At 64.7% G+C, this 23794-nt stretch carries 18 protein-coding genes and 1 pseudogene; 13 read left to right on the forward strand and 6 right to left on the reverse strand.

Features of this window, described 5'->3' with window-relative positions; all coding sequences use genetic code 11:
• Positions 1-64: 64 nt before the first annotated feature.
• Genes XI08_RS04375 through XI08_RS04395 form a run of 5 tightly spaced genes read left to right on the forward strand, consistent with a single transcriptional unit; the run spans position 65 to position 4615 of the window.
• Positions 65-1309 carry an ABC transporter substrate-binding protein gene (locus tag XI08_RS04375; protein WP_271573494.1) on the forward strand — a complete coding sequence of 415 codons (1245 nt, stop codon included), beginning with the start codon at positions 65-67 and terminating at the stop codon, positions 1307-1309.
• A 32-nt stretch (positions 1310-1341) separates the two neighbouring features.
• The gene (locus XI08_RS04380; protein ID WP_027544022.1) at positions 1342-2220 is read left to right on the forward strand and encodes a branched-chain amino acid ABC transporter permease; all 879 of its coding nucleotides are present in this window, start codon (positions 1342-1344) and stop codon (positions 2218-2220) included.
• Position 2221: 1 nt separating this feature from the next.
• The gene (locus XI08_RS04385; protein ID WP_027544023.1) at positions 2222-3199 is read left to right on the forward strand and encodes a branched-chain amino acid ABC transporter permease; all 978 of its coding nucleotides are present in this window, start codon (positions 2222-2224) and stop codon (positions 3197-3199) included.
• Positions 3196-3927, forward strand: a complete 732-nt coding sequence (locus tag XI08_RS04390) for an ABC transporter ATP-binding protein (protein ID WP_271573495.1) — start codon at positions 3196-3198, stop codon at positions 3925-3927. The genes XI08_RS04385 and XI08_RS04390 overlap by 4 nt, the downstream gene beginning before the upstream one ends.
• Positions 3911-4615 (forward strand): ABC transporter ATP-binding protein, encoded by a 705-nt coding sequence (locus XI08_RS04395; RefSeq protein ID WP_271573496.1) that lies wholly within the window; start codon positions 3911-3913, stop codon positions 4613-4615. Before XI08_RS04390 ends, XI08_RS04395 begins: the two co-directional genes overlap by 17 nt.
• A gap of 182 nt (positions 4616-4797) precedes the next feature.
• Here the strand turns inward: XI08_RS04395 and otnC are convergent, their stop codons facing one another.
• Positions 4798-5472 carry a 3-oxo-tetronate 4-phosphate decarboxylase gene (otnC, locus tag XI08_RS04400; RefSeq protein WP_271573497.1) on the reverse strand — a complete coding sequence of 225 codons (675 nt, stop codon included), beginning with the start codon at positions 5470-5472 and terminating at the stop codon, positions 4798-4800.
• Between the two features lie 105 nt (positions 5473-5577).
• Here otnC and ltnD point away from each other — a divergent pair, with 105 nt between their 5' ends.
• The 6 genes from ltnD (at position 5578) to XI08_RS04430 (ending at position 15126) form a co-directional block, all read left to right on the forward strand.
• Positions 5578-6495 carry an L-threonate dehydrogenase gene (gene ltnD / locus XI08_RS04405; RefSeq protein ID WP_271573498.1) on the forward strand — a complete coding sequence of 306 codons (918 nt, stop codon included), beginning with the start codon at positions 5578-5580 and terminating at the stop codon, positions 6493-6495.
• Between the two features lie 16 nt (positions 6496-6511).
• Entirely contained in the window at positions 6512-7294 is a 783-nt protein-coding gene (gene otnI / locus XI08_RS04410; protein WP_092186096.1) for a 2-oxo-tetronate isomerase, read from the forward strand.
• Entirely contained in the window at positions 7291-8565 is a 1275-nt protein-coding gene (gene otnK / locus XI08_RS04415) for a 3-oxo-tetronate kinase (protein WP_271573499.1), read from the forward strand. Before otnI ends, otnK begins: the two co-directional genes overlap by 4 nt.
• A 170-nt stretch (positions 8566-8735) precedes the next feature.
• Positions 8736-10427, forward strand: coding sequence for a methyl-accepting chemotaxis protein (locus tag XI08_RS04420; RefSeq protein ID WP_271573500.1), 1692 nt, complete (start codon positions 8736-8738; stop codon positions 10425-10427).
• A 336-nt stretch (positions 10428-10763) separates the two neighbouring features.
• Positions 10764-13943: an efflux RND transporter permease subunit gene (locus tag XI08_RS04425; RefSeq protein ID WP_271573501.1), complete on the forward strand. Its 3180-nt coding sequence runs from the start codon at positions 10764-10766 to the stop codon at positions 13941-13943.
• Positions 13930-15126: an efflux RND transporter periplasmic adaptor subunit gene (locus tag XI08_RS04430; protein WP_271573502.1), complete on the forward strand. Its 1197-nt coding sequence runs from the start codon at positions 13930-13932 to the stop codon at positions 15124-15126. Before XI08_RS04425 ends, XI08_RS04430 begins: the two co-directional genes overlap by 14 nt.
• A 125-nt stretch (positions 15127-15251) precedes the next feature.
• Here the strand turns inward: XI08_RS04430 and XI08_RS04435 are convergent, their stop codons facing one another.
• Both XI08_RS04435 and XI08_RS04440 read right to left on the reverse strand, forming a co-directional pair.
• Positions 15252-16769: an acetyl-CoA acetyltransferase gene (locus XI08_RS04435; RefSeq protein WP_271573503.1), complete on the reverse strand. Its 1518-nt coding sequence runs from the start codon at positions 16767-16769 to the stop codon at positions 15252-15254.
• 116 nt (positions 16770-16885) lie between these two features.
• Complete coding sequence (locus XI08_RS04440) at positions 16886-18019, reverse strand: nitronate monooxygenase (protein WP_027544034.1); 1134 nt, start codon at positions 18017-18019, stop codon at positions 16886-16888.
• Between the two features lie 271 nt (positions 18020-18290).
• Here XI08_RS04440 and XI08_RS04445 point away from each other — a divergent pair, with 271 nt between their 5' ends.
• Positions 18291-19949, forward strand: coding sequence for a flavin-containing monooxygenase (locus tag XI08_RS04445; RefSeq protein WP_271573504.1), 1659 nt, complete (start codon positions 18291-18293; stop codon positions 19947-19949).
• 248 nt (positions 19950-20197) lie between these two features.
• Positions 20198-21073: a glutathione-dependent disulfide-bond oxidoreductase gene (gene yghU / locus XI08_RS04450; protein ID WP_271573505.1), complete on the forward strand. Its 876-nt coding sequence runs from the start codon at positions 20198-20200 to the stop codon at positions 21071-21073.
• Between the two features lie 81 nt (positions 21074-21154).
• On the opposite strand, the gene XI08_RS04455 is transcribed toward yghU, so the two are convergent.
• The 3 genes and pseudogenes from XI08_RS04455 to XI08_RS04465 all read right to left on the reverse strand — a co-directional run.
• Entirely contained in the window at positions 21155-21772 is a 618-nt protein-coding gene (locus XI08_RS04455) for a flavin reductase family protein (protein WP_271573506.1), read from the reverse strand.
• A 184-nt stretch (positions 21773-21956) separates the two neighbouring features.
• On the reverse strand, positions 21957-23234 hold the full coding sequence (locus XI08_RS04460; protein ID WP_028172378.1) for an acyl-CoA dehydrogenase family protein: 1278 nt from the start codon (positions 23232-23234) through the stop codon (positions 21957-21959).
• A gap of 190 nt (positions 23235-23424) precedes the next feature.
• Positions 23425-23794: pseudogene (locus XI08_RS04465) on the reverse strand (IS481 family transposase); the annotation flags it as partial.

A 23794-nucleotide genomic window follows, 5' to 3' on the forward strand; every position in this document is an offset into this window, starting at 1 on the left:
TTACGCTATCTGTCAATCGCTTCATTCGATACGCGCAAAATTCGAATAACAGGGGACTTTGCCTATGACGATCACTCGCCGCGACGTTCTGCTAGGAGCCGCCGCCACTGCCGCACTGATCCCGCTAGCCGCCCGCGCGCAAACTTCTGAAGTGGTGATCGGTGCGACCTATCCCTTGTCGGGCTCAGGCGCCCAGGTGGGTGTCGATGCGCAGCGCGCGTTCGAGACCGCGATCGACATCATCAACAACGATCAGAACTTCGATCTGCCGCTTGCCAAGGGCGTGGGTCTGCCCGGTCTCGGCGGTGCCAAGATCCGTATCGTCTATGCCGACACCCAGGGCGACCCGCAAAAGGGGCGCGCCGAAGCCGAGCGCCTCATCACGCAGGAAAAGGTCTGCGCCATTCTCGGTTCCTATCAAAGCGCGGTCGCAGTCACGATCAGCCAGATCTGCGAACGTTACCAGACTCCGTTCCTGTCGGCAGACAACTCCTCGCCGAGTCTGCATCGCCGCGGCCTGAAGTATTATTTCCGCGCCTCACCGCACGATGAGATGTTCTCGGCCGGGATGTTCGATTTCCTCGATGCGATGAAGAAGAAGGGCGCCAAGGCCGAGACGCTGGCGCTGTTCCACGAAGATACGATCTTCGGCACCGACTCTGCCAATGCGCAGACCAAGCTCGCCACCGAACGCGGCTACAAGATCGTCGCCGACATCAAGTACCGCGCCAACTCGCCGTCGCTCTCGGCTGAAGTCCAGCAGCTCAAGGCCGCCAATGCCGACGTGCTGCTGCCCTCCAGCTACACCACCGACGGCATCCTGCTGGTCAAGACCATGGCCGAGCTCGGCTACAAGCCGAACGCCATCGTGGCGCAAGCCGCCGGCTTCTCCGAAAAGGCACTTTACGACGCCGTCGGCGACAAGCTCGAGGGTGCGATCACCCGCGGCAGTTTCTCGCTCGATCTCGCCGCCAAGCGGCCGATGGTCGGCAAGATCAACGATCTGTTCAAGGCGAAGTCGGGCAAGGACCTCAACGACAACACGTCGCGGCAGTTCATGGCCATGATCATCATGGCGGACGCCATCAACCGCGCCAAATCCACCGACGGCGAGAAGATCCGTGACACGCTGGCCGCGACCGAGATGTCGGGCGAGCAGACCATCATGCCCTGGAAGCGCGTCAAGTTCGACGAGATGGGCCAGAACAACGATGCCGATCCGGTGCTGCTGCAATATGTCGGCGGCAAGTTCGTCACCATCTTCCCGTCGCAGGCGGCGGTTGCCGATGCGATCTGGCCGATGAAGTAAGCGATCAGGTTGCGGGCGGGGGACGAAGCGACGTGACAGCCGAAACCATTATCCAGAGTCTTGCGAGCGGCCTCCTGATGGGGCTGCTCTACGGACTGATCGCTGTTGGCCTGGCGTTGATCTTTGGCCTGATGGACGTCGTCAACTTCGCCCATGGCGAATTCCTGATGCTGGCGATGTACGTGACGTTCTTCCTGTTCACGTTCTTCGCGATCGATCCGCTGCTGTCGGCGCCGCTGGCCGCCGCCGCCTTGTTCGTATTGGGGGCGGTGGTCTATCTCGTGATCGTGCGGTTTGCGATGCGCGCCAAGGCCAATGTCGGCATGGTGCAGATCTTCGCGACCTTCGGCCTTGCGATCGTGATGCGCGGCCTGGCGCAGCTGTTCTTCACGGCCGACTACCGCAGCGTCCCCAACTCATGGCTCGGCGGCAAGACGGTATCGGTCGCCGGGATCTTCCTGCCGCAGCCGCAGTTGTTCGGCGCGCTGGTCGCGATCGCCGCGTTCGGCGGGCTCTATTTGTTCATCAACCGCACCGATTTCGGCCGTGCGCTGGAGGCGACCCGCGAGGATCCCGGTGCGGTTGCCCTCGTCGGCATCGACAAGAACCGCGTGTTCGCGCTCGGCTGGGGCCTCGGCGCTGCCCTTGTGGGGCTCGCCGGCGCCATCATGGCGAGCTTCTTCTACATCTATCCCGACGTCGGTGCATCCTTTGCACTGATCGCCTATGTCACGGTGGCGCTGGGCGGCTTCGGCAGCGTGTTCGGCGCATTCGCCGGCGGCATCGTCGTCGGTCTCGTCGAGGCCACCACCGCGCTCGTGCTGCCGCCATCATTGAAGTCGGTCGGCATCTATGCCGTCTATCTCCTCGTGGTCTTTATCCGGCCACGCGGCCTGTTCGGATCGATGTGAGATGGACAAGAGCTTTACAGAGCGGCGTCGCCGCGAACTCCTCGTTGCAGCTTGCCTTACGGTCGCCGCTGCGCTCGTGCCGTTGTTCGTCAAGAATCCAAACGTCCAGAACATCATGATTTTGACGCTGATGTTCGGGGCGCTGTCGCAGAGCTGGAACATCCTGTCCGGCTATTGCGGGCAGATATCGCTCGGGCATGCCCTCTATTTCGGCTTGGGCGCCTATACCACCACGCTCTTGTTCACGAAGTTCGGCGTGCTGCCCTGGTTCGGTATGCTCGCCGGCGGCGCCATCTCCGCGTTGATCGCGCTGGCGCTCGGCTATCCCTGCTTCCGCCTTGGCGGCCACTACTTTGCGATCGCCACCATCGTGATCGCCGAGATCGGCTTGCTGCTGATCCAGAACTGGGAATGGGCGGGTGCGGCCCTCGGCATCGAGATGCCCGTGCGCGGCGACAGCTGGTTGAAATTCCAGTTCGCCCGCAGCAAGCTGCCGTACTTCTATTTCGCGCTGGCGCTCGCCTGCATCGCCTGGTTCGTCACCTGGTGGCTGGAAGACTCGAAATGGGGCTATTGGTGGCGCGCGGTGAAGGACAATCCCGACGCAGCCCAGAGCCTCGGCGTGGTCGTGTTCGATTCCAAGATGGGGGCTGCGGCCGTCTCTGCCTTCCTGGTCGCGGTCGGCGGTAGCTTCTATGCCATGTATGTTTCCTATATCGATCCCGGAAGCGTCATGGGCTTCCAGTTCTCGCTGCTGATGGCGTTGCCGGCGGTGCTGGGTGGCATCGGCACGCTGTGGGGGCCGCTGCTCGGCGCGGTAATCCTGATTCCGCTCACCGAGCTGACGCGCTCCTATATCGGCGGCTCCGGCCGCGGCGTCGATCTCATCGTCTATGGCACGCTGATCGTCGTGATTGCGCTGGCGCGGCCGGAAGGTCTGATCGGGCTGTTCTCGCGCCGCAAGGGAGCTTCGCGATGACCGCGCTCCTTGAAACCCGCGGCGTCTGGCAGCGTTTTGGCGGCCTTGTTGCCAACAGCGATGTCTCGATCTCGGTCGGGCGCGGCGAGATCGTCGGCCTGATTGGTCCCAACGGCGCCGGCAAGTCGACGCTGTTCAATCTCATTGCGGGCGTGCTGCCGCCGACGCAGGGCTCGATTATCTTCGACGGGGAGGATGTGACCAACCTGCCCGCGGCCGAGCGCTGTCAGCGCGGCGTCGCGCGCACCTTCCAGGTCGTCAAGAGCTTCGAGACCATGACTGTCATCGACAACGTCATCGTCGGTGCGCTCGTGCGCAACACCGTGATGCGCGAGGCGCGGCGCAAGGCGCATGAGGTGCTGGAGTTCACCGGCCTTGGCGCACGCGCGGACGTGCTCGCAAGCGATCTCGTGCCGGCCGAGAAGCGCCGCCTCGAAGTCGCGCGTGCGCTTGCGACCGAACCGAAGCTGCTGCTGCTCGACGAAGTCCTCACCGGCCTCACGCCGACCGAGGCGCAGACCGGTGTCGCGCTGGTGCGCAAGGTGCGAGATGCCGGCATCACCGTACTGATGGTCGAGCACGTCATGGAGATCGTGATGCCGCTGGTTGACCGTGCCATCGTGCTCGACCTCGGCAAGGTGCTGGTCGAGGGCAAGCCTGCCGACGTCGTTCGCGATCCCAAGGTGATCAGCGCATATCTGGGAGATCGTCATGCTGTCGGTGCATGAAGTCACGACCGCCTATCAGGGCCTGGTCGCGATCTCCGCGGTCAGTATTGAAGTCGCCAAGGGCGAGATCGTCTGCGTGGCCGGCGCCAACGGCGCAGGCAAGTCGACACTGCTCAAATCCATCGCCGGCGCCGAGCGTCCGCGCTCGGGCACCGTGACCTTCGACGGCAAGCGCCTCGACGGCATGGCGCAGCACCACATCACCGCAACCGGCATCGCCTATGTGCCGGAGAACCGCCGCCTGTTCCCGCGGCTGTCGGTGCGCGACAATCTTCGCCTCGGCAGCTATCTCTACCGCGGCGAAGCGAACCGCGAAGAGCCGCTCGATCTCGTCTTCACGCTGTTTCCGCGTTTGTCCGAACGCCTGGAGCAGCGGGCCGAGACACTCTCCGGCGGAGAGCAGCAGATGCTGGCCATCGGCCGCGCGCTGATGACGCGCCCGCGGCTGCTGATGCTGGACGAGCCGTCGCAAGGCATCATGCCGAAGCTGGTGGATGAAATCTTCCAGGCGGTGAAGCGCATCCGCGACGCCGGCATGACCGTGCTGATCGTCGAGCAGCGCATGGCCGAGTGCCTGGAGATCGCCGACCGCGCCTACATTCTGCAAACCGGCCGCGTGCTGATGCAGGGCGCGGCGAGCGAGATCAGGGGCAATCCGGATGTGAGGAAGGCGTATCTGGGGCTGTAGGCACATAAGTGTTGGGCACAGACGTCCCACACTCTCGACGTCATCGCCCGCGAAGGCGGGCGATCCAGTATTCCGAGACGTTAGTGGGATACGGACGGGCCGCGGCGTACTGGATTCCCCGCCTTCGCGGGGAATGACAGTGGTGGGTAAGGCAGCACTGTCGTGCTCCTCATGAGGCGACGCTAATGCCCGTGCCCATGCTCCGGCAACGTCACCCCGAACACCTTCACCAGATCCTTCACCTGCTCCGGCGACAAATAGCGCGGGTTCATCCCGCGCAGCAGCAGGTATAGCTTCGCCGTCTCCTCCAGCTCCTCGGTCGCGAACACTGCGGCCTCCAGCGTGTCGCCGGCGACCACCGGGCCGTGATTGGCGAGCAGCACGGATGAATATTTCCCCGCCAGCCCCTTGATCGCATCCGCCACCGCGGGATCGCCGGGGCGGTAATAGGGCACGAGCGCGGTCGCACCGCATTTCATCAGATAATAGGCCGTCATCGGCGGCAGCGCGGCGCGCGGGTCGATCTCGGGCAGCATCGACAGTGCGACAGAATGCGTCGAGTGCAGGTGCACGATCGCGCGTGCACTGCCGCGGGTGTCGTAGAGCGCGGTGTGCAGCGGAACTTCCTTGGTCGGTGCATCGCCCGAGATCGGCCGGCCCTGGCTATCCAGCCGCGACAGCCGCGCCGGGTCGAGGAAGCCGAGCGAGGCATTGGTCGGCGTCACCAGCCAGCCGCCATCGTCGAGCTTGATGCTGATATTGCCGGACGAGCCCGGCGTCAGTCCGCGCTCGAACAGGGACCGTCCGAAGCGACAGATATCCTCACGCAGCCTTGTCTCGTTGCTCATGGCGGTCATGACCGCTTGTCTCACGCTTTGGCAGCGCGGCCAAGCCGTGTTATCGGTTCGTCGAGCCGCCGCAAGGGCCGGCTATCCGGGAAACGTTTCGCAAGGGTCAGTTGCATGTCCGCCTCCACGTCACAAAATCAGCGTATCGCCGTCATCGGGCTCGGCTCGATGGGATTTGGCATGGCGACCTCGCTGAAGCGCGCCGGTTACGCCGTCACCGGCTGCGACGTCTCGGCCGATGCGGTGGCGCGCTTCGTGAAGGAGGGCGGCGCGGGCGCCAGGACGCCGGCCGAGGCGGCCAAAGACGCCGACATCGTCGTCAGCGTCGTCGTCAATGCAGCGCAGACCGAGACGATCCTGTTCGGCAAGGATGGCGTCGCCGAAACCATGCCCAAGGACAGCGTCTTCCTGTCGTCGGCCACGATGGATCCCGACGTCGCGCGGCGCCTGGCCAAGCAACTCGAGGCGACCGGCCGGCATTATCTGGATGCGCCGATCTCCGGCGGAGCGCAGCGCGCCGCGCAAGGCGAACTGACGATCCTCGCCTCGGGCAGCCCGGCTGCCTTCGCAAAGGCGCGGCCGGCGCTCGACGCCATGGCCGCAAAGCTCTACGAGCTTGGCGATGCCGCCGGGCAGGGCGCCGCCTTCAAGATGATCAACCAGCTGCTGGCCGGCGTGCACATCGCCGCCGCCAGCGAAGCGATGGCGTTCGCGGCCAAGCAGGGCCTCGACATCCGCAAGGTCTATGAGGTGATCACGGCCTCTGCCGGCAATTCGTGGATGTTCGAGAACCGCATGCCGCATGTGCTCGACGGCGACTATACGCCGCGCAGCGCGGTCGAGATCTTCGTCAAGGATCTCGGCATCATCCAGGACATGGCGCGCAGCGCCAGATTCCCGGTGCCGGTTTCCGCGGCCGCGCTCCAGATGTTCTTGATGACGGCTGCCGCCGGCATGGGCCGCGACGACGACGCCTCGGTCGCGCGCATGTATGCGCAGGTCACCGGCGTGAAGCTTCCCGGCGACAAGTAAGGACGAGAGGATTCCAATGCCCCGTTTCGCCGCCAATCTCTCGATGATGTTCACCGAGGTGCCGTTCCTCGATCGCTTCGATGCCGCCGCGCAAGCCGGCTTCACCGCCGTCGAGTTTCTCTTTCCCTACGAGCATCCGGCCGAGGCGGTCGGCGAGCGGCTCAAGCGCAACGGCCTGACCCAGGCGCTGTTCAACCTGCCGCCCGGCGACTGGAATGCGGGCGAGAAGGGTTTCGCCGCGCTCCCGGCCCGCTTCGCCGATCTCAAGGCGAGCCTCGAGACCGCGCTGCCTTACGCCAAGGCCACCGGCGTCAAGCGCCTGCACCTGATGGCCGGCCTTGCCAACCGTGGCGAGCGCGTCGCGATCGAGGCGTTCTACAAGTCGGTGGCGTGGGCGGCGGAGTTCTTCGCGCCGCACGGCATCGACATCGTGCTCGAGCCGATCAATGCCCGCAACGTGCCCGGCTACTTCCTCAACGATTTCGGCTTCGCGCGCGACCTGATCCAGGAGTTGCGGCTCCCGAACCTGAAGCTCCAGTTCGACATCTATCACTGCCAGATCATCCATGGCGACGTCACCATGCGGCTGCGCGAGATGATGCCGATCATCGGCCACATCCAGATCGCCAGCATCCCCTCGCGCAACGAGCCAGACGGCGAGGAGCTGAACTATCCCTTCCTGTTCGAAGAGCTCGACCGGCTCGGCTATGCCGGCTTCGTCGGCTGCGAGTACAATCCGCGCGGCAAGACCACCGACGGCCTTGCCTGGTTCAAGCCCTATGCGGGAGTGAAGCCGTGACTCTTGCACTGGGTTGCATCGCTGACGACTACACCGGCGCCTCCGATCTTGCCAACACGCTGACGCGTGCGGGCCTGCGCACCGTGCAGACCATCGGCATACCTGCCGATGATCTGGCGCTGCCCGAGGTCGACGCTGTCGTCGTGTCCTTGAAGAGCCGCTCGATCGAAGCGGGCCTTGCTGTATCGCGCTCGCGCGCGGCGGAGACATGGCTGCGCGGCCGCGGCGCGAGCCACGTGCTGTTCAAGATCTGCTCGACCTTCGATTCCACCGACGCCGGCAATATCGGCCCGGTGATGGACGCGTTGCGCGACGATTGCGGCGAGGGCATCGTTCTGGTGACGCCGGCCTTCCCGGAGACAGGTCGCACCGTCTACCAGGGCAACCTGTTCGTCGGCGCGGTGCCGCTGAACGAGAGCCCGCTCAAGGACCATCCGCTCAACCCGATGCACGATTCCAGCCTGGTGCGCGTGCTGGCGCGCCAGAGCAGGACACAAATCGGCCTCGTCGATCTCGCCACCGTCACGCGCGGCGCGGATGCCGTACGGGCACGGCTGGCCGAACTCGCGGGCAAGGGCATTGGCGCTGCGATCATCGACGCCGTGTTCGATCGCGATCTCGAAACCATCGGCCTCGTGGCCGCCGAACATCGGCTGTCGGTCGGCGCCTCCGGCATCGGCCTTGGACTGGCGCGGGCGCTGGTGTCGACCGGCAAGGTCAAGTCGAATGCGGCAGGCAGCGAATCCGGAGCTGCCGTTGGTGGACCGGCGGCGTGTCTTGCCGGCAGCTGCTCGCAGGCCACGCTCAAGCAGATCGCCAGCGCTGAACAGGTCATGCCGGTGTTTCATCTCGATCCGGACCGTATTCTTACGGGAGCGGACGAAGCACAGCGTGCGCTGGACTGGGCTAGGCCGCGACTGGCCGAGGGTCCGGTGCTGATCGCATCGAGCTCGACACCGGATCAGGTCTCAGCGCTTCAGGCACGTCACGGCCGTGACGCAGCCGGACATGCCATCGAGCAGGCGATGGCCGACATCGCCGAAAACCTCGTGAAATCAGGCGTGCGGCGATTGGTCGTTGCCGGCGGCGAGACGTCCGGCGCCGTGGTCGATCGGTTGAAGATTCCCGGATTTCTCGTCGGGGTGGAGATCGCTGCGGGCGTTCCGGTGCTGCGCGCGGTCGGCGCCGGGGGCGACATGCTGCTCGCTCTGAAGTCCGGCAATTTCGGCGGCCCGGAGTTTTTCTCCGATGCGCTTAGGCTCATGCGCTGAGCGCAGAGCGTTCTTAGCTGCCTGTTCATCTCTTTCAGGCTCCGTACTCGTACGGAGTCGTAGTTAACATCTGCTCAGTCGCTCTGTTGTCTGATGTCGGCGTCGCTCCCTTTGGTTGATTCTTTAGACCTCCCGGACGGGCGCCCGCGCCAGCATAAAGAGACCCGACTATGTTCGCCAAGATTTCCATCCGCGCCAAGATCATCAGTGTCGTGGCGTTCCTGCTGGTCGCGATGGCCGGCATGGGCCTGCTCGCCGTCATGAAGATGCGGTCGATGAACGCCAACACGGTCGACATCACCACGAGCTGGATGCCGAGCGTGCGGGTGCTGGGCGAGCTCCGGGCCAGCGTCATCACCTATCGCAGCGTGGTCCGCGAGCACATGCTGGCCGAGACCCTGGAAGAAAAGCTCGCGATGGAAAAGATCGCGGTCACCACCAGCGAGACACTGGCCAAGGCCCGCCAGAGCTACGAGCCGATGATCACCTCCCCGGAGGAGCGGGCGCTCTACACCGAATGGTCCAAGCTGTGGGACGACTACAAGAAGAGCGCCGACGAGGTCTTTGCATTGTCGCGCAAGGAAGTCGGCAAGGTCCCGCACGAGTCGCATGAGCTGAACGTCAAGACCGCCAACAAGATCGGCATCCAGTCCGACGAAGTCCTGCGCAAGGACATCGATCTCAACACCAAGGGCGGCGACCAGGCCGCCCGGGACGCGGACAGCAGCTATTCCTTCGCCTTCATGCTGGTCGCGATCATCCTGGGCGCTGCGGTCCTGACAGGCATCGGCGTCGGCTTCTATCTCGTCCACGACGTCTCCAGCGGCATCGCCTCGATCGTCGAGCCGATGCAGGCGCTGGGCAAGGGCGACCTCTCCGCCGAAGTCCCGCATCGCGGCGAGAAGACCGAGATCGGTTCCATGGCCGACGTGCTCCAGGTCTTCAAGGAAGCGCTGATTGCCAAGAAGGCCGCCGACGAAGCCGCAGCGGCCGACGCCGAAGCCAAGATCGAGCGCGGCCGCCGCGTCGACAACATCACCCACGAATTCGAAACGATGATCGGCGAGATCGTCCAGACCGTGTCATCGGCCTCGACCCAGCTCGAAGCTTCCGCCTCAACGCTGACCTCGACCGCCGACCGCTCCCAGCGGCTCGCGACCACCGTTGCCGGAGCTTCGGAAGAAGCCTCGACCAACGTGCAGTCGGTGGCTTCGGCGACCGAGGAGATGGCCTCCTCGGTCGGCGAGATCAGCCGTCAGGTGCAGGAATCGGCGCGGATGGCCGGCGACGCCGTCGGCCAGGCCCGTGCCACCACCGAGCGCGTCAGCGAGCTCTCCAAGGCGGCTTCCCGCATCGGCGACGTCGTCGAGCTGATCAACACCATCGCCGGCCAGACCAACCTGCTGGCGCTGAACGCCACCATCGAGGCGGCGCGCGCGGGCGAAGCCGGTCGCGGCTTCGCCGTGGTCGCCTCCGAGGTGAAGGCGCTCGCCGAGCAGACTGCGAGGGCGACCGGCGAAATCGGCCAGCAGATTTCCGGCATTCAGGCGGCGACCAACGATTCGGTCGGAGCGATCAAGGAGATCTCCTCTACCATCGAGCGTCTGTCGGAGATCTCGTCAGCAATCGCGGCGGCCGTGGAAGAGCAGGGCGCGGCGACCCAGGAGATCGCCCGCAACGTACAGCAGGCGGCGCAGGGCACCCAGCAGGTCTCCTCCAACATCGCCGACGTTCAGCGCGGTGCGACCGAGACCGGCACCGCCTCCTCGCAGGTGCTGTCGGCCGCGCAGATGCTGTCGAATGACTCGAGCCGGCTCAAGACCGAGGTCAGCAAGTTCCTGACCAACGTTCGCGCCGCGTAAGTCTCCCCAATGTCGTCCCGGCCTAGTGCGCAATTGCGCACGGGGGCCGGGACCCATAACCACAGGACGTGGTTTGGCGTAGACTCGTCGTTCGGTACGCCTATCGAATGCAATCGATAAATTCCGCGGTATGGGTCCCGGCCTTCGCCGGGACGACGCCGTGCTGCTTTTCATCTTCGCATAGCTGCGATGCTTATTCCGCAGCGCGGTAGCACGGAAGTGAAGAGCGCGCTGTCGCTTGGCATTGGCGCTGTCGGCGGTGCTCAGGTAAACGGGAAAGAGGATCCCCGTCGGGGCGGATTCCGTATCCCTGCTTGACCTGGAATTGCCTGGCGCATGATTGCTCTGGTCCGTATTGCCCTGAGCCGACCCTATACGTTTGTCGTGCTCGCGCTCCTGCTCCTGATGATCGGACCGCTGGCAGCGCTGCGGACGCCGACCGACATCTTCCCCGACATCCGCATTCCCGTGATCGGCGTGGTCTGGCAGTACACCGGCCTGCCGCCCGACCAGATGTCCGGCCGCATCACGACGCCGTTCCAGCGCGCGCTGACGACGACGGTCAACGACATCGAGCACATCACGGCCAATTCCTATAACGGCTTTGGCATCATCAAGATCTTCTTCCAGCCGAACGTCGACATCCGCACCGCCAACGCGCAGGTCACTGCGATCTCGCAGACGTTGCTCAAGCAGATGCCGCCGGGCGCGACGCCGCCCTTGATCCTGAATTACTCGGCCTCGACCGTGCCGATCATCCAGGTGGCGCTGTCGGGCGACGGGCTGACCGAGCAGAACCTCGCCGATATCGGCATCAATAATCTGCGCACCCCGCTGGTCACCGTGCCGGGCGCGGCGATTCCGTATCCGTTCGGCGGCAAGCAGCGCCAGGTCCAGATCGATCTCGACCCGACCGCGCTCCAGGCGCGCGGCCTGTCCGGCCAGGACGTCGCCAATGCGCTGGCCGCGCAGAACCTGATCACGCCGGTCGGCACCCAGAAGATCGGCACCTTCGAGTACAACATCCAGCTCAACAACTCGCCGCTGAAGATCGACGAGCTCGGCAATCTGCCGATCAAGACCGTCAACGGCGCGATGGTCTATGTGCGCGATGTCGCGACCGTCCGCGACGGCAATCCGCCGCAGACCAACATCGTCCATGTCGACGGCAGCCGCTCGGTGCTGATGATGGTGCTGAAGGCGGGCGCGACCTCGACGCTCGATATCATCGCCGGCATCAAGCAGAAGGTGATCGAGGTCAAGGACCAGCTCCCGGACGCGCTGAAGATCGGCTTTATCGGCGACCAGTCGGTGTTCGTTCGCGGCGCGATTCAAGGCGTCGCCTTCGAGGGCGTGATCGCGGCGCTGCTCACCAGCGTCATGATCCTGCTGTTCCTCGGCAGCTGGCGCTCGACCATCATCATCGCGGTCTCGATCCCGCTGTCGGTGCTGGGCGCCATCATCATGCTGTCGGCGATCGGGGAGACGCTGAACATCATGACGCTCGGCGGTCTCGCGCTCGCCGTCGGCATCCTCGTCGACGACGCCACCGTGACCATCGAGAACATCAACTACCATCTGGAGCAGGGTAAGCCGGTCGAGCAGTCGATCCTCGACGGCGCCAACCAGATCGTCACGCCGGCCTTCGTCTCGCTGCTCTGCATCTGTATCGTGTTCGTGCCGATGTTCTTCCTCACCGGTGTCGCGCGCTTTCTATTCGTGCCGATGGCCGAGGCCGTGATGTTCGCCATGATCTGGTCGTTCATCCTGTCGCGCACGCTGGTGCCGACCATGGCGAACTACCTCTTGCAGGCCCATGTCCATCACGAGGGCGAACCCCCGAAGTCGCGCAATCCGCTGGTCTGGTTCCAGCGCGGCTTCGAGGCGCGGTTCGAGCGCATCCGCAGCTTCTATCGCGGCCTGCTCGGCATGGCGCTGGCGCATCGCGCGGTGTTCGTGATCGGCTTCCTCTGCGTCGTCGGTGCGTCCTTTGCGCTGGTGCCGTTCCTCGGGCGCAACTTCTTCCCCGCGGTCGATGCCGGCAACATCCTGATGCACGTCCGCACCCAGGTCGGCACCCGCGTCGAGGAGACCGCGAACCAGCTTGCCGATATCCAGAAGGCGATCCGCAAGCTGGTCCCGGGCGAGATCGAGACCCTGACCGACAACATCGGCATGCCGATCTCCGGCATCAACATGACCTACAACAACACCGGCGTCATCGGCCCGCAGGACGGCGACATCCAGATCAAGCTCAGGGAAGGCCACAAGCCGACCGAAGAGCACGTCAAGGTGTTGCGCGAGCAGCTGCCGCGGCTGTTCCCCGGCGTCAGCTTCGCGTTCCTGCCGGCCGATATCGTCAGCCAGATCCTGAACTTCGGCGCGCCAGCGCCGATCGACCTTCAAATTCGCGGCGCCAATGTCAGCGCCAACTTCGCTTACGCCAACAATCTGCTGGCCAAGGTCCGCAAGATTCCCGGCGTTGCCGATGCGCGCATCCAGCAATCGCCGAACAACCCGACGTTCAATATCGATGTCGACCGCACCCGTGCGCAATATGTCGGCCTGACCGAGCGCGACGTCACCAACAGTCTCGTGGTGAACCTCGCCGGTTCCTCACAGGTGGCGCCGACCTACTACCTCAATCCGGACAACGGCGTGTCCTATTCGATCGTGATGCAGACGCCGCAATACCAGATCGACTCGCTCAGCGCGCTGCAGACGCTGCCGATCACCGCCGCCAGCAATTCGCAGTCGCCGATCCTCGGCGGCATCGCCGACATCAAGCGCTCGACGTCGAGCGCGGTGGTGTCGCAATACGACATCCAGTCGATGGTGCAGATCTTCGCGACGACCTCGGGCCGCGATCTCGGCGCAGTTGCCGCCGACATCCGCCAGGTGATCGCCGACACCGCGAAGGAGGTGCCGAAGGGATCTTCCGTCGTGCTGCTCGGACAGGTGCAGACCATGAACAGCGCTTTCACGGGCCTGCTGTTCGGCCTGCTCGGCGCCGTCGTGCTGATCTACTTCCTGATCGTCGTGAACTTCCAGTCCTGGTCCGACCCCTTCGTGATCATCACGGCGCTTCCGGCCGCGCTCGCCGGGATCGTCTGGATGCTGTTCATGACGGAGACGACACTGTCGGTCCCGGCGCTCACCGGCGCGATCATGTGCATGGGCGTTGCCACCGCCAACAGCGTGCTCGTGATCTCCTTTGCGCGCGAGCGCTACGAGGAGCTCGGCGATCCCGTTGCGGCCGCGCTCGAAGCCGGCTTCGTCCGGTTCCGTCCCGTCCTGATGACCGCGCTCGCCATGATCATCGGCATGGCGCCGATGGCCCTGGGGCTCGGCGAGGGCGGCGAGCAGAATGCGCCGCTCGGCCGCGCCGTGATCGGCGGCCTGATCTTTGCAACCTTCGCCACGCTGATGTTTGTTCCCGTGGTGTTCAGTATGGTACACAAGAAACAAGGCGCCAAAGCCGCCGCCCCTTTGGAGACTCCGGATGTCGCCCACTGAATCCCGCTCGCCGGTGTCGCACCGGAAACTGGGCATCTTCGGCGTGGTGGCGCTGATTGCGGCAGGCCTGGTCGTCGGCACCGGCATCCGTGCGCGCGAGGAGCAGGGCTCCAGGCTGAAGGAGTGGACCGACGATCAGGCCGTTCCCAGCGTCGCGGTAGCCCAGCCCAACGCCAAGGTGCTCAACGCCACCCTCGATCTGCCGGGCCGATTGGAAGCCTACTACCGCGCCCCAATCTTCGCGCGCGTGTCGGGTTACCTGAAGAGCTGGAGCGCCGATATTGGCGCCCGCGTCAAGGCCGGGCAGGTGATTGCCGAGATCGAGGCGCCCGACCTCGACCAGCAGCTCTTGCAGGCCCGTGCCGACCTCGCCAGCCAGCAGGCCAGCGCCAGGCTATCGGAGGCCACGCTGAACCGCCGCAAGACTCTGGTCGCCTCCAATTTCGTCTCCGCGCAGGAAATCGACGAGCGCACCGCCGATCTGTCCAACAAGAACGCCGCCGTGCATTCGGGGCAGGCCAATGTCGAGCGGCTGGAAGCGCTCGCCGGCTACAAGAAGATCACGGTGCCGTTCGATGGCGTCGTCACGGCGCGCGATACCGACGTCGGTGCGCTGATCAATGCCGGCGGCGGCTCGGGCCCGGCGATGTTCGTGGTCTCGGACATCACCAAGCTGCGCGTCTATGTCAACGTACCCCAGAACTACGTGCCGGCGATCAAGATCGGCGCCAAGGCCACCATCGCGCTGCCGGAGTATCCGAACCGGACCTTCCAGGCGACGGTGGAGGCGTCCTCGCAGGCGGTCGACGTCGCCTCCGGCACCACGCGCATGCAGCTTGGCCTGGACAATTCGAGCGGAGAGCTGATGCCCGGCGGCTATGCCAGCGTGAAGCTGAGCCTGCAGCGCGACTCCGCGCCGCTCAGCATTCCCGCCAGCGCGCTGATCTTCAACGGCAGCGGCCTGCGTGTCGCGACCGTCGGTGCGGACGACAAGGTGCTGTTCAAGACCGTGACCATCGCCCGCGATCTCGGCCGCGAGATCGAGCTCGCCTCAGGCATCGCAGCCGATGACCGCGTCATCACCGCCCCGCCGGACGGCCTGACCGACGGCGATCAGGTCCGCGTCGTCGGCGCCAAGGGCAAGCCGGCCACCGCCTCGGAGACGCAGGCGCCGAAGGGCTGATTAGTGGCATGGTCATTCCGGGGCGGCTCGAAGAGCCGAACCCGGAATCTCGAGATTCCCAGGTGTGCAATTGCACACCATAGTTCGATGCTGCGCATCGCCCCGGAATGACGACGTCAGATCGACTAAGCCATCCGCCACTGCGGTACGCCATCGTCGGCCATCGCGATCTCGCCAAGCGAGCCGACCGGCGTCCTGTCCATATCGAGCAGATGCGCCAGCGTTGCCGTATCGCGCGCCGGTATCCGCGCGAGCGTGCGGCGGCCATCTTCCGTGCGCAGCATGACGACACCGTGCTCGACATCGCCGCCGCGGCCATAGAGCACCGTGAAGCTCTCGACCTTGCCCTTGCCTGAGGCTTCCGCGACGAAGTCCGGCACCGCGCGCTTGTTGCGGTCGGCCTCTCCTTGCACGCTCGTCTCCTGCGCCAGCGCCTCGCGCGGAGGCGCCTTCGAAACCACCAGCGCATGATGCTTGGTGACGAAGCCGCCCTGGCCGTAGAGCAGGCCGAGCCTGGCGCCATCGCGCAGGCGCCGCACCATCGCGCAGGCCGCATGCGTCATGTAGGTGTTGAGCGGCGCGCCGAAGAAGGTGAGGCCGCCGGTCACGGTCGGCTGCACGTCGGCGGAAAGGCCCAGTGTCCGCCGCGCCATCTTGGGCACGCAGGGGAAGCAGCTATAGAGCTCGATCGCGTCGAACTTTTTGCCGTCGCCGCCTGCGAGGTCCATCACGGCTTTCAACACCGCATTCTGCGGATGGCTCTCGTAGAACTGATCGCGCAGGAGATAGTCGCGCGGCTCTTCCGCCGAGGCGCCGCCGAGCGGATAGACCAGTCTGTCCTCGGCGATGCCGGCCGCGCGCGCCTTGGCAAGGCTGGTGAGCAGCAGTGCGCCGCCCATGTTGACGCTCGGGTTGGCCACCATGAGCTTGTTGTAGGGCCAGGCGATGAGACGGTTGTCCGCGGTGGGCGTCGTGATCTCGTCCGGCGTATGGCGTCGCTTCAGCCAGGCATTTGGATTTTGCGCGGCGGCTTCGGAATAGCGCGACCACAATGTCCCCGACTCCGCCATCGCCTCGCGCGGCGTCTGGCCCCAATGCGCGGAGGAGGCCGCCTCGTAGAACGGATAGACCGTGACGGGACGGAACACGCCGAGCTTCACGGCCAAAGGCTTCTGGAACGCCGCGCCGCGTTTCGGCTCCTCGACATCATGCGCGAACGGCGTCCATGGCAGCTTTGCGCCTGCGCGCTCGGCCTTGGTCGCCGTCGACTGCGCTTCGGCGCCGCAGACCGCGGCGACGCTGCATTCCCCGCGCGCGATGCGCTTTGCCGCCTCGTGGATGTAGCGGATCGGACTCTCGCCGCCGACCGGGCCGTAATAGCAATGCGAAGGTGTGACGCCGAGCCGCTGCGCCAGCAGCTTCTCCGGATCGCGGTAGCGCCAGCTCAGGAAGTTGACGATGTCGAGCGATTGCACTTCGTCGAGCAGCTTTGCCCCGGCATCCTGCTCGGCACGCCGTAGCGCCTGTTCCAGCAGATCGAGCGGCTCGAGGCCAGCGGTGATCTCCTTGGGACGGTCGACGATCTCGCCGATGCCGACGATGACGGGGATTCGGTCTTCGGGAATATTGGTATTGTCGGTCATGGCCTCAATTCACGATATCAGTTGCTTCGTCATTGCGACCGAAGCGAAGCAATCCAGAATCTTTCCGCGGCCGCAGTCTGGATTGCTTCGCTGCGCTCGCAATGACGATGTGGATGCTACTCCGCCACCAGCGCATTCAAGTGCTCGACGGCCTCGGCAAACTCTTCCTTGAACTCCTGCACCACGGCGCCCGCCGATTTCACGCTGTCGATCAGGCCGACGCCCTGACCGACGAAGTAGCTGACGAGATCGCGCGCCTTGGCGTTGCCAGCCGCCGCCGCGCGGTCGATCGCGTTGAAGGCGTCGCGGCTGACGATGCTTTGCAGCGGCATCGGCAGCGCACCGGGGCTTTCCGGCGCGCGGTCCCAGGCATCGGTCCAGACCGAGCGAAGCTGCCGCGCCGGCTTGCCGGTGCGTCCCTTCGACCGCACCGCGTCACGCGAGGACGCGGCGATCATCTTTTCGCGGAAGATTTCCGTGGTCTCGGCCTCGACGGTTGCGAGCCATACCGAGCCGGTCCAGGCGCCGGCTGCGCCCATCGCCATGCAGGCCGCCATCTGCCGTCCCGTCATGATGCCGCCGGCCGCCAGCACCGGCACGTCGCGGATCGGCTTGATCGCCTTGATCACCTCCGGCACCAGCACCATGGTCGATACCTCGCCGCAATGGCCGCCGGCCTCGGTGCCCTGGACCACGAGGATGTCGACGCCGGCCGCGACCTGGCGCAGCGCATGCTCCTTGGCGCCGACGAGAGCCGCAACCGGCACGCCGTGCTTCTTGCCCATCTCGATCATCGCTTTCGGCGGCACGCCGAGCGCGTTGGCGATCAGCCGGATCGGGTGATTGAACGAGACCTCGAGCAGCTGAAGCGCCGTCTTCCCGTCGAACGGCTGCGGCTGGTTGTCGGCCACGTCAGTGGTCGTCAGCTCGATGTCGTACTTCTTCAGGAGGTCGCGCGTGTAGTTGCGATGCTCTTGCGGCACGCGCGCTTCCAGGCTCTTCCAGGTGACGTCCTTCTCGCCCGCGGTCGAGATGTTTTCGGGGATCAGCACGTCGATGCCGTAAGGCTTGCCGTCGACGTGGTCGTCGATCCATTTCAGCTCGCGTTCGAGCGTATCAGGCGTGTGCACGGTGGCACCTAACACGCCGAAGCCGCCGGCGCGGCTGACGGCGGCGACGACGTCGCGGCAATGGCTGAAGGCGAGCAGCGGGAACTCGATGCCCAGCATGTCGCAGATCGGCGATTTCATGGCTCTCTCCCGGCGGCGGCCGTCGCGTTGCTGTTGTTGCTTTGCGTTCTTGTTGTCATTCGCGAAGGCCGTCCGACGCTAACCCATCGTCGTCGGCGATGCCAAGCCGGATTTCGCCGCGCATCTTGTGTATAGGCGCCACGCCGTGGGAGGAGCCATTCCGTCGCGCAAAATAAGCAGAGCAGCGGCCGCGAACGAGCCTCTTGCGCTTTGGCCGACCTGAGAGAATGCTGGCGCACAACAGCAGAAAACAACGAGGGAGCGCCAACCGATGTCGCCAGCGCAATCGGGTCCGGCTAAGGCCGGTGAAGCCTACGACGTGGTCGTCGTCGGCGCCGGCTTTGCCGGCATGTACATGCTGCATCGGCTGCGCGGGCTGGGCTTCTCGGCGCGCGGTTACGAGCAGGGCGGCGGGGTCGGCGGCACCTGGTACTGGAATCGCTATCCGGGCGCGCGCTGCGATGTCGAGAGCATGCAGTATTCCTATTCGTTCTCGGAGGAGCTCCAGCAGGAATGGGACTGGACCGAACGCTACGCGCCGCAGGCAGAGATCCTGAAATACGCCAACCATGTCGCGGATCGTTTTGACCTGCGCCGCGACATCCAGTTCGACACACGCGTCGAGCGCGCCGTCTTCGATGAACAGGCCAATAGTTGGTCGGTGACGATTTCCGACGGAAAGACGGTCGAAGCGAAGTTTGTCGTGCTCGCCACCGGCTGCCTGTCCAACGCGCGCAAGCCCGACATCCAGGGTCTCGAAAACTTCAAGGGTCCCGTCTATCACACCGGCAACTGGCCGCACGAACCCGTGGATTTCGCCGGCTTGCGCGTCGGCCTCATCGGCACCGGTTCATCCGGCATCCAGTCGGCCCCCATCATTGCCGAGCAGGCAAAGCACCTCACCGTCTTCCAGCGCACCGCGAATTTCTCGATTCCCGCCCGCAATGCCGCGTTGACCGACGAGGAGCGCAATGCGTTCCGGAAGAACTATCCGGAGATCCGCCGCTTCGCCCGCGAGATCGCGCGTAACGGCATTTATGCCGAGCAGCCCGATCGCGGCGCCCTCGACGACAGTGAGGCTGCCAGGCGCGCGACATACAAGGCGCGTTGGGATCGTGGCGGGCTCACCTTCATGTCCGCCTACAACAATCTCGGCCTGGATCTGGCCGCGAATGACACCGCCGCCAACTACGTGCGGGGCAAGATCACCGAGATCGTCAAGGACGCCACGACCGCAAGATTGCTCCAGCCGAACAGCCATCCGATCGGCACCAAGCGCATCTGCATCGATACGGACTACTTCGCGACCTTCAACCGGCCGAACGTCTCGCTGATCGACATCAAGGCCAATCCGATCGAGGAGATCACCACGAACGCCGTCCGTGTCGCTGGGACGGATCATGAGGTCGATGCGCTGGTGATGGCGACCGGCTTCGACGCCATGACCGGATCGGTCGCCAGGATCGACATTCGCGGCCGCGGCGGGCGGACGCTGAACCAGAAATGGGCCGAGGGCCCCAAGACCTATCTCGGCCTGATGAGCGCAGGCTTTCCCAATCTCTTCATCATCACCGGGCCCGGCAGCCCGTCGGTGCTGTCGAACATGATCGTCTCGATCGAGCAGCATGTCGACTGGATCGCCGACTGCCTCGTCCACATGCGCCAGCAAGGCCTTGCCTCGATGGAGGCGGGGGGAGAAGCGGAGGACAAGTGGGTCGCGCACGTCAACGAAGTTGCCCATGGCACGCTCTATCCGCAGGCCAATTCCTGGTACATGGGCGCCAACATCCCCGGCAAGCCGCGCATCTTCATGCCCTTTATCGGCGGCGTCGGGGTCTACCGGCGGATCTGCGACGAGGTCGCGGCGAAGGGGTATGAGGGGTTTTTGCTGGGGCGTGCAGAGCAGGGGCTGACTGCGGCCGCGTCCTGAACCTGGCTCTTTCCGATCGTCATTCCGGGGCGTCGCGGAGCGACGAGCCCGGAATCCAATTCTCCGGGCATTCCTGGGCCCTGATGGATTCCGGGCTCGCCCTCCGGGCGCCCCGGAATGACGGCAGGGAAGCGGCTTGCCATGACGAAACGTAGAGTTGCCCCGTCCGGCAATGCATTTCTGCGCCCTTGCCATCGGCCGTTCGCGGGCTAATTAATGCAGACGCATCTTTCCGCCGGAGCCCCCGCATGACCGACGCCCCCGCCTACGTGCCGCCCAAAGTCTGGACCTGGAACAAGGAGAATGGCGGGCAGTTCGCCAGCATCAACCGCCCTATCGCCGGCCCCACCCACGACAAGGAGCTGCCGGTCGGCCGCCATCCGCTCCAGCTCTATTCGCTGGCGACGCCGAACGGGGTGAAGGTCACGGTGATGCTGGAGGAGCTTCTGGCGCTCGGCCACAAGGGGGCCGAATACGACGCCTGGCTGATCAGGATCGGCAATGGCGACCAGTTCGGCAGCGGGTTCGTCGACATCAACCCGAACTCGAAGATCCCGGCGCTGATGGACCGCTCCGGCCCTGAGCCTGTCAGGGTGTTCGAGTCCGGCTCGATCCTGTTCTATCTCGCCGAGAAGTTCGGCGCCTTCCTGCCGAAGGACATCAAGACTCGCACCGAAGCGATGTCCTGGCTGTTCTGGCAGATGGGCAGCGCGCCGTATCTCGGCGGCGGCTTCGGCCATTTCTACGCCTACGCGCCGACCAAGATCGAATACGCCATCGACCGTTTCGCGATGGAGACCAAGCGCCAGCTCGACGTGCTCGACCGGCGCCTCGCCGACAACGAGTATCTCGCTGGCAAGGAGTACACCATTGCCGACATCGCGGTGTGGCCCTGGTATGGCGCACTCGCCAAGGGGCTGGTCTACGGCGCCGGCGAATTCCTCTCCGTGCAGGACTACAAGAACGTGCAGCGCTGGACCGACGAGATCGCCAAGCGTCCGGCCGTGAAGCGCGGCCGCATGGTCAACCGTGTCTCCGGCGATCCCGCCAGCCAGCTCCACGAGCGCCACGACGCCGGCGATTTCGAAACCAAGACGCAGGACAAGCTCGCGCCGGCGACGTAGGTGCGTAGGGTGGATTAGCCGAAGGCGTAATCCACCATCTCGTTGCAACAATTCGGCGGATTACGCTTGTGCTAATCCGCCCTACGATTTCTTCGCTCCCTCCGCCGCCGGAAACACCACGCGGTCGTCGGTGCGGCAGTAGCGGTCGGCGAACATGCGGCCGATCGGGTGGTAGCGGTCCATGTGCACCCGCATCGCCTTGTCGTCCCAGAGTTCGTCGCGGATGTGGAAGTGGATGCCTTCGCCCATGATCAGCCGGCGATCGTCGTTGACGTCGATCAGTTTCCAGAGCTTGCACTCCATCGCCCAGGGCGTGTCGGCGAGCCGCGGCACCGCGATCCTCGTCGAGGGGGCGAGCTTCAGGCCGAGATAATCGGGCTCGCCGGTGTCGGGCGGAAAGTCGCCGCTGGACTCATGCATCGCCCGCGCCAGCGGCTCGTCGGCGATGTTGACCACGAATTCACCGGTTCGCTGAATGTTGAGGAACGTGTCCTTGTCCTGTCCGTTCGGCTTGCGGTTCGCCGCGAACATGCAGAGCGGCGGATCCTCGCAGAAGGCGTTGAAGAAGCTGAACGGTGCGGCGTTGACCACGCCGGTCGATCCGATCGAGGTCACCCACGCGATCGGCCGAGGCAGGATGAAGGACGTCAGCACCTTGTAGCGCTCGCGTGGCGTGAGGTCGCTGGCGGCATAGTCCATGAGGGCTCCTGGACGGAAGGCTCGCTTTCTTCACCTCGCCCCGCTTGCGGGGAGAGGTCGAATTCGATCGTAGATCGAATTCGGGTGAGGGGGAGTCTCCGCGAGTCCAGCTGTCACCGTCCGTGCGGAGGCTCCCCCTCATCCCGACCTTCTCCCCGCAAGCGGGGAGAAGGAGAAGAGAACATTACGCCATGCTCAGCTCGTGCCGGCCGACGACCATCCAGTGCACCTCGTCCGGACCGTCGGCAAAGCGCAGGTGGCGCACGTCCTGGTACATCTCGGCGAGCGGGGTCCAGTGCGAGATGCCGGTGGCGCCGTGCATCTGGATGGCCTGGTCGATGATCTTGCAGGCGCGCTCGGGCACCATGGCCTTGACCATGGAGACCCAGACGCGGGCTTCCTTGTTGCCGAGCACGTCCATGGCCTTCGCCGCCTTCAGCACCATCAGCCGCATCGCCTCGATCTCGCAGCGCGCCTGCGCGATGATCTGCATGTTGCCGCCGAGATGGGCGATCTTCTTGCCGAAGGCTTCGCGGGTGAGGCCACGCTGTACCATCAGGTCGAGCGCCTTCTCGGCCTTGCCGATGGTGCGCATGCAGTGATGGATGCGCCCGGGTCCGAGGCGGAGTTGCGAGATCTCGAAGCCGCGGCCCTCGCCGAGCAGCATGTTCTCCTTCGGCACGCGCACGTTGTTGAAGCGCATGTGCATGTGGCCGCGCGGGGCGTGGTCCTGACCGAACACGTACATGGGCCCGAGCACCTCGACGCCTGGCGTGTCGCGCGGCACCAGGATCTGCGACTGCTGCTTGCTCGGCGCCGCGTCCGGATTGGTCTTCACCATCACGATGAGAATCTTGCAGCGGGGATCCCCTAAGCCGGAGATGTAATATTTCTCGCCGTTGATGACCCATTCGTCGCCGACGAGCTTTGCCGTCGTCGAGATGTTCTTGGCGTCGGAGGAGGCGACGTTCGGCTCGGTCATGACATAGGCGGAGCGGATCTCGCCGTTGAGCAGCGGCTTCAGCCACTTCTCCTTCTGCTCCTTGGTGCCGACGCGCTCCAGCACCTCCATGTTGCCGGTGTCGGGCGCAGAACAGTTCATGGTCTCGGAGGCCAGCGGGCTCTTGCCGAGCTCGGAAGCGATATAGGCATAGTCGAGATTCTTCAGGCCCTGGCCGGTCTCGTCATCGGGCAGGAAGAAGTTCCAGAGGCCTTCCTTCTTGGCCTTGTTCTTGGCGACCTCGAGCACCTCGAGCTGCTTCGGCGTGAAGCTCCAGCGGTCTTCCTTGCTCTCTCCGGCCTTGGCGAACTCGATCGACATCGGCTCGACGGTGTCGCGAATGAACTTCCTGACGTGATCGTACAGCGGTCGGACCTGGTCCGACATCCTGAGGTCGTTGAGCTCGTCGCCGGGGTTAAGGGTGTAGTTGGTGGTGCGGGGTATGTAGGTGTGTTTTGTCATTGTTCCTCCCGGTTCACTGAAGCGTACTGGCGGCAAGAATAGTCGCAGCGCGGCCAAAGCGCGAGCACGCATTTTTCACGCGAGCCATGCCACGCAATGGAATATCGCGAGGGCGTTTGAAATGTTGTTTGAAGGGGCGCGCTGGGCACGCCCGCGCCACACTCTCCGTTGTCATCGCCCGGCTTGATGTTCAGCCCGGGGACATGACCGACGGGTGTTCGGGGACATAGCCGACACTTTTTCCACTCGCCAAGTCGATGATAGCGACTTGGTGGGCGGCAAAGAAGACCCCGTATTGCGCATCGTTTGCCGAGGGGCGGATGGCGAGGCGCTCACCACGGAAGGCCTGTGGCACTTTCCAAAGACATCCCTTGAAGCTGACATAGGCCTTGGTCGTGGAGACGCGACGCACGATCTCATGGCTGTCGTATTCGACCTCCGGCAATCGATCGGGCATGGCCCGCTGGCTCGGCCGATATCGACTAGCTGGGACCTGTTGCCCGAGCGCTTCGTGCGGACGCTCGAAGTTGTAGACCTCCCGCCAGGCGTCGAAGGCACGC

The organism is Bradyrhizobium sp. CCBAU 11361, assembly GCF_028128935.1.
In the GTDB taxonomy this organism is placed as follows: Bacteria; Pseudomonadota; Alphaproteobacteria; order Rhizobiales; family Xanthobacteraceae; genus Bradyrhizobium; species Bradyrhizobium niftali.

Bases quoted from the DNA above. Each gene is read 5' to 3' on its own strand.
- XI08_RS04375 (WP_271573494.1), top strand. From the start codon at position 65: ATGACGATCACTCGCCGCGACGTTCTGCTAGGAGCCGCCGCCACTGCC.
- XI08_RS04385 (WP_027544023.1), top strand. From the start codon at position 2,222: ATGGACAAGAGCTTTACAGAGCGGCGTCGCCGCGAACTCCTCGTTGCA.
- XI08_RS04390 (WP_271573495.1), top strand. From the start codon at position 3,196: ATGACCGCGCTCCTTGAAACCCGCGGCGTCTGGCAGCGTTTTGGCGGC.
- XI08_RS04395 (WP_271573496.1), top strand. From the start codon at position 3,911: ATGCTGTCGGTGCATGAAGTCACGACCGCCTATCAGGGCCTGGTCGCG.
- otnC (WP_271573497.1), bottom strand. From the start codon at position 5,472: ATGACCGCCATGAGCAACGAGACAAGGCTGCGTGAGGATATCTGTCGC.
- ltnD (WP_271573498.1), top strand. From the start codon at position 5,578: ATGTCCGCCTCCACGTCACAAAATCAGCGTATCGCCGTCATCGGGCTC.
- otnI (WP_092186096.1), top strand. From the start codon at position 6,512: ATGCCCCGTTTCGCCGCCAATCTCTCGATGATGTTCACCGAGGTGCCG.
- XI08_RS04420 (WP_271573500.1), top strand. From the start codon at position 8,736: ATGTTCGCCAAGATTTCCATCCGCGCCAAGATCATCAGTGTCGTGGCG.
- XI08_RS04425 (WP_271573501.1), top strand. From the start codon at position 10,764: ATGATTGCTCTGGTCCGTATTGCCCTGAGCCGACCCTATACGTTTGTC.
- XI08_RS04430 (WP_271573502.1), top strand. From the start codon at position 13,930: ATGTCGCCCACTGAATCCCGCTCGCCGGTGTCGCACCGGAAACTGGGC.
- XI08_RS04435 (WP_271573503.1), bottom strand. From the start codon at position 16,769: ATGACCGACAATACCAATATTCCCGAAGACCGAATCCCCGTCATCGTC.
- XI08_RS04440 (WP_027544034.1), bottom strand. From the start codon at position 18,019: ATGAAATCGCCGATCTGCGACATGCTGGGCATCGAGTTCCCGCTGCTC.
- XI08_RS04445 (WP_271573504.1), top strand. From the start codon at position 18,291: ATGTCGCCAGCGCAATCGGGTCCGGCTAAGGCCGGTGAAGCCTACGAC.
- yghU (WP_271573505.1), top strand. From the start codon at position 20,198: ATGACCGACGCCCCCGCCTACGTGCCGCCCAAAGTCTGGACCTGGAAC.
- XI08_RS04455 (WP_271573506.1), bottom strand. From the start codon at position 21,772: ATGGACTATGCCGCCAGCGACCTCACGCCACGCGAGCGCTACAAGGTG.
- XI08_RS04460 (WP_028172378.1), bottom strand. From the start codon at position 23,234: ATGACAAAACACACCTACATACCCCGCACCACCAACTACACCCTTAAC.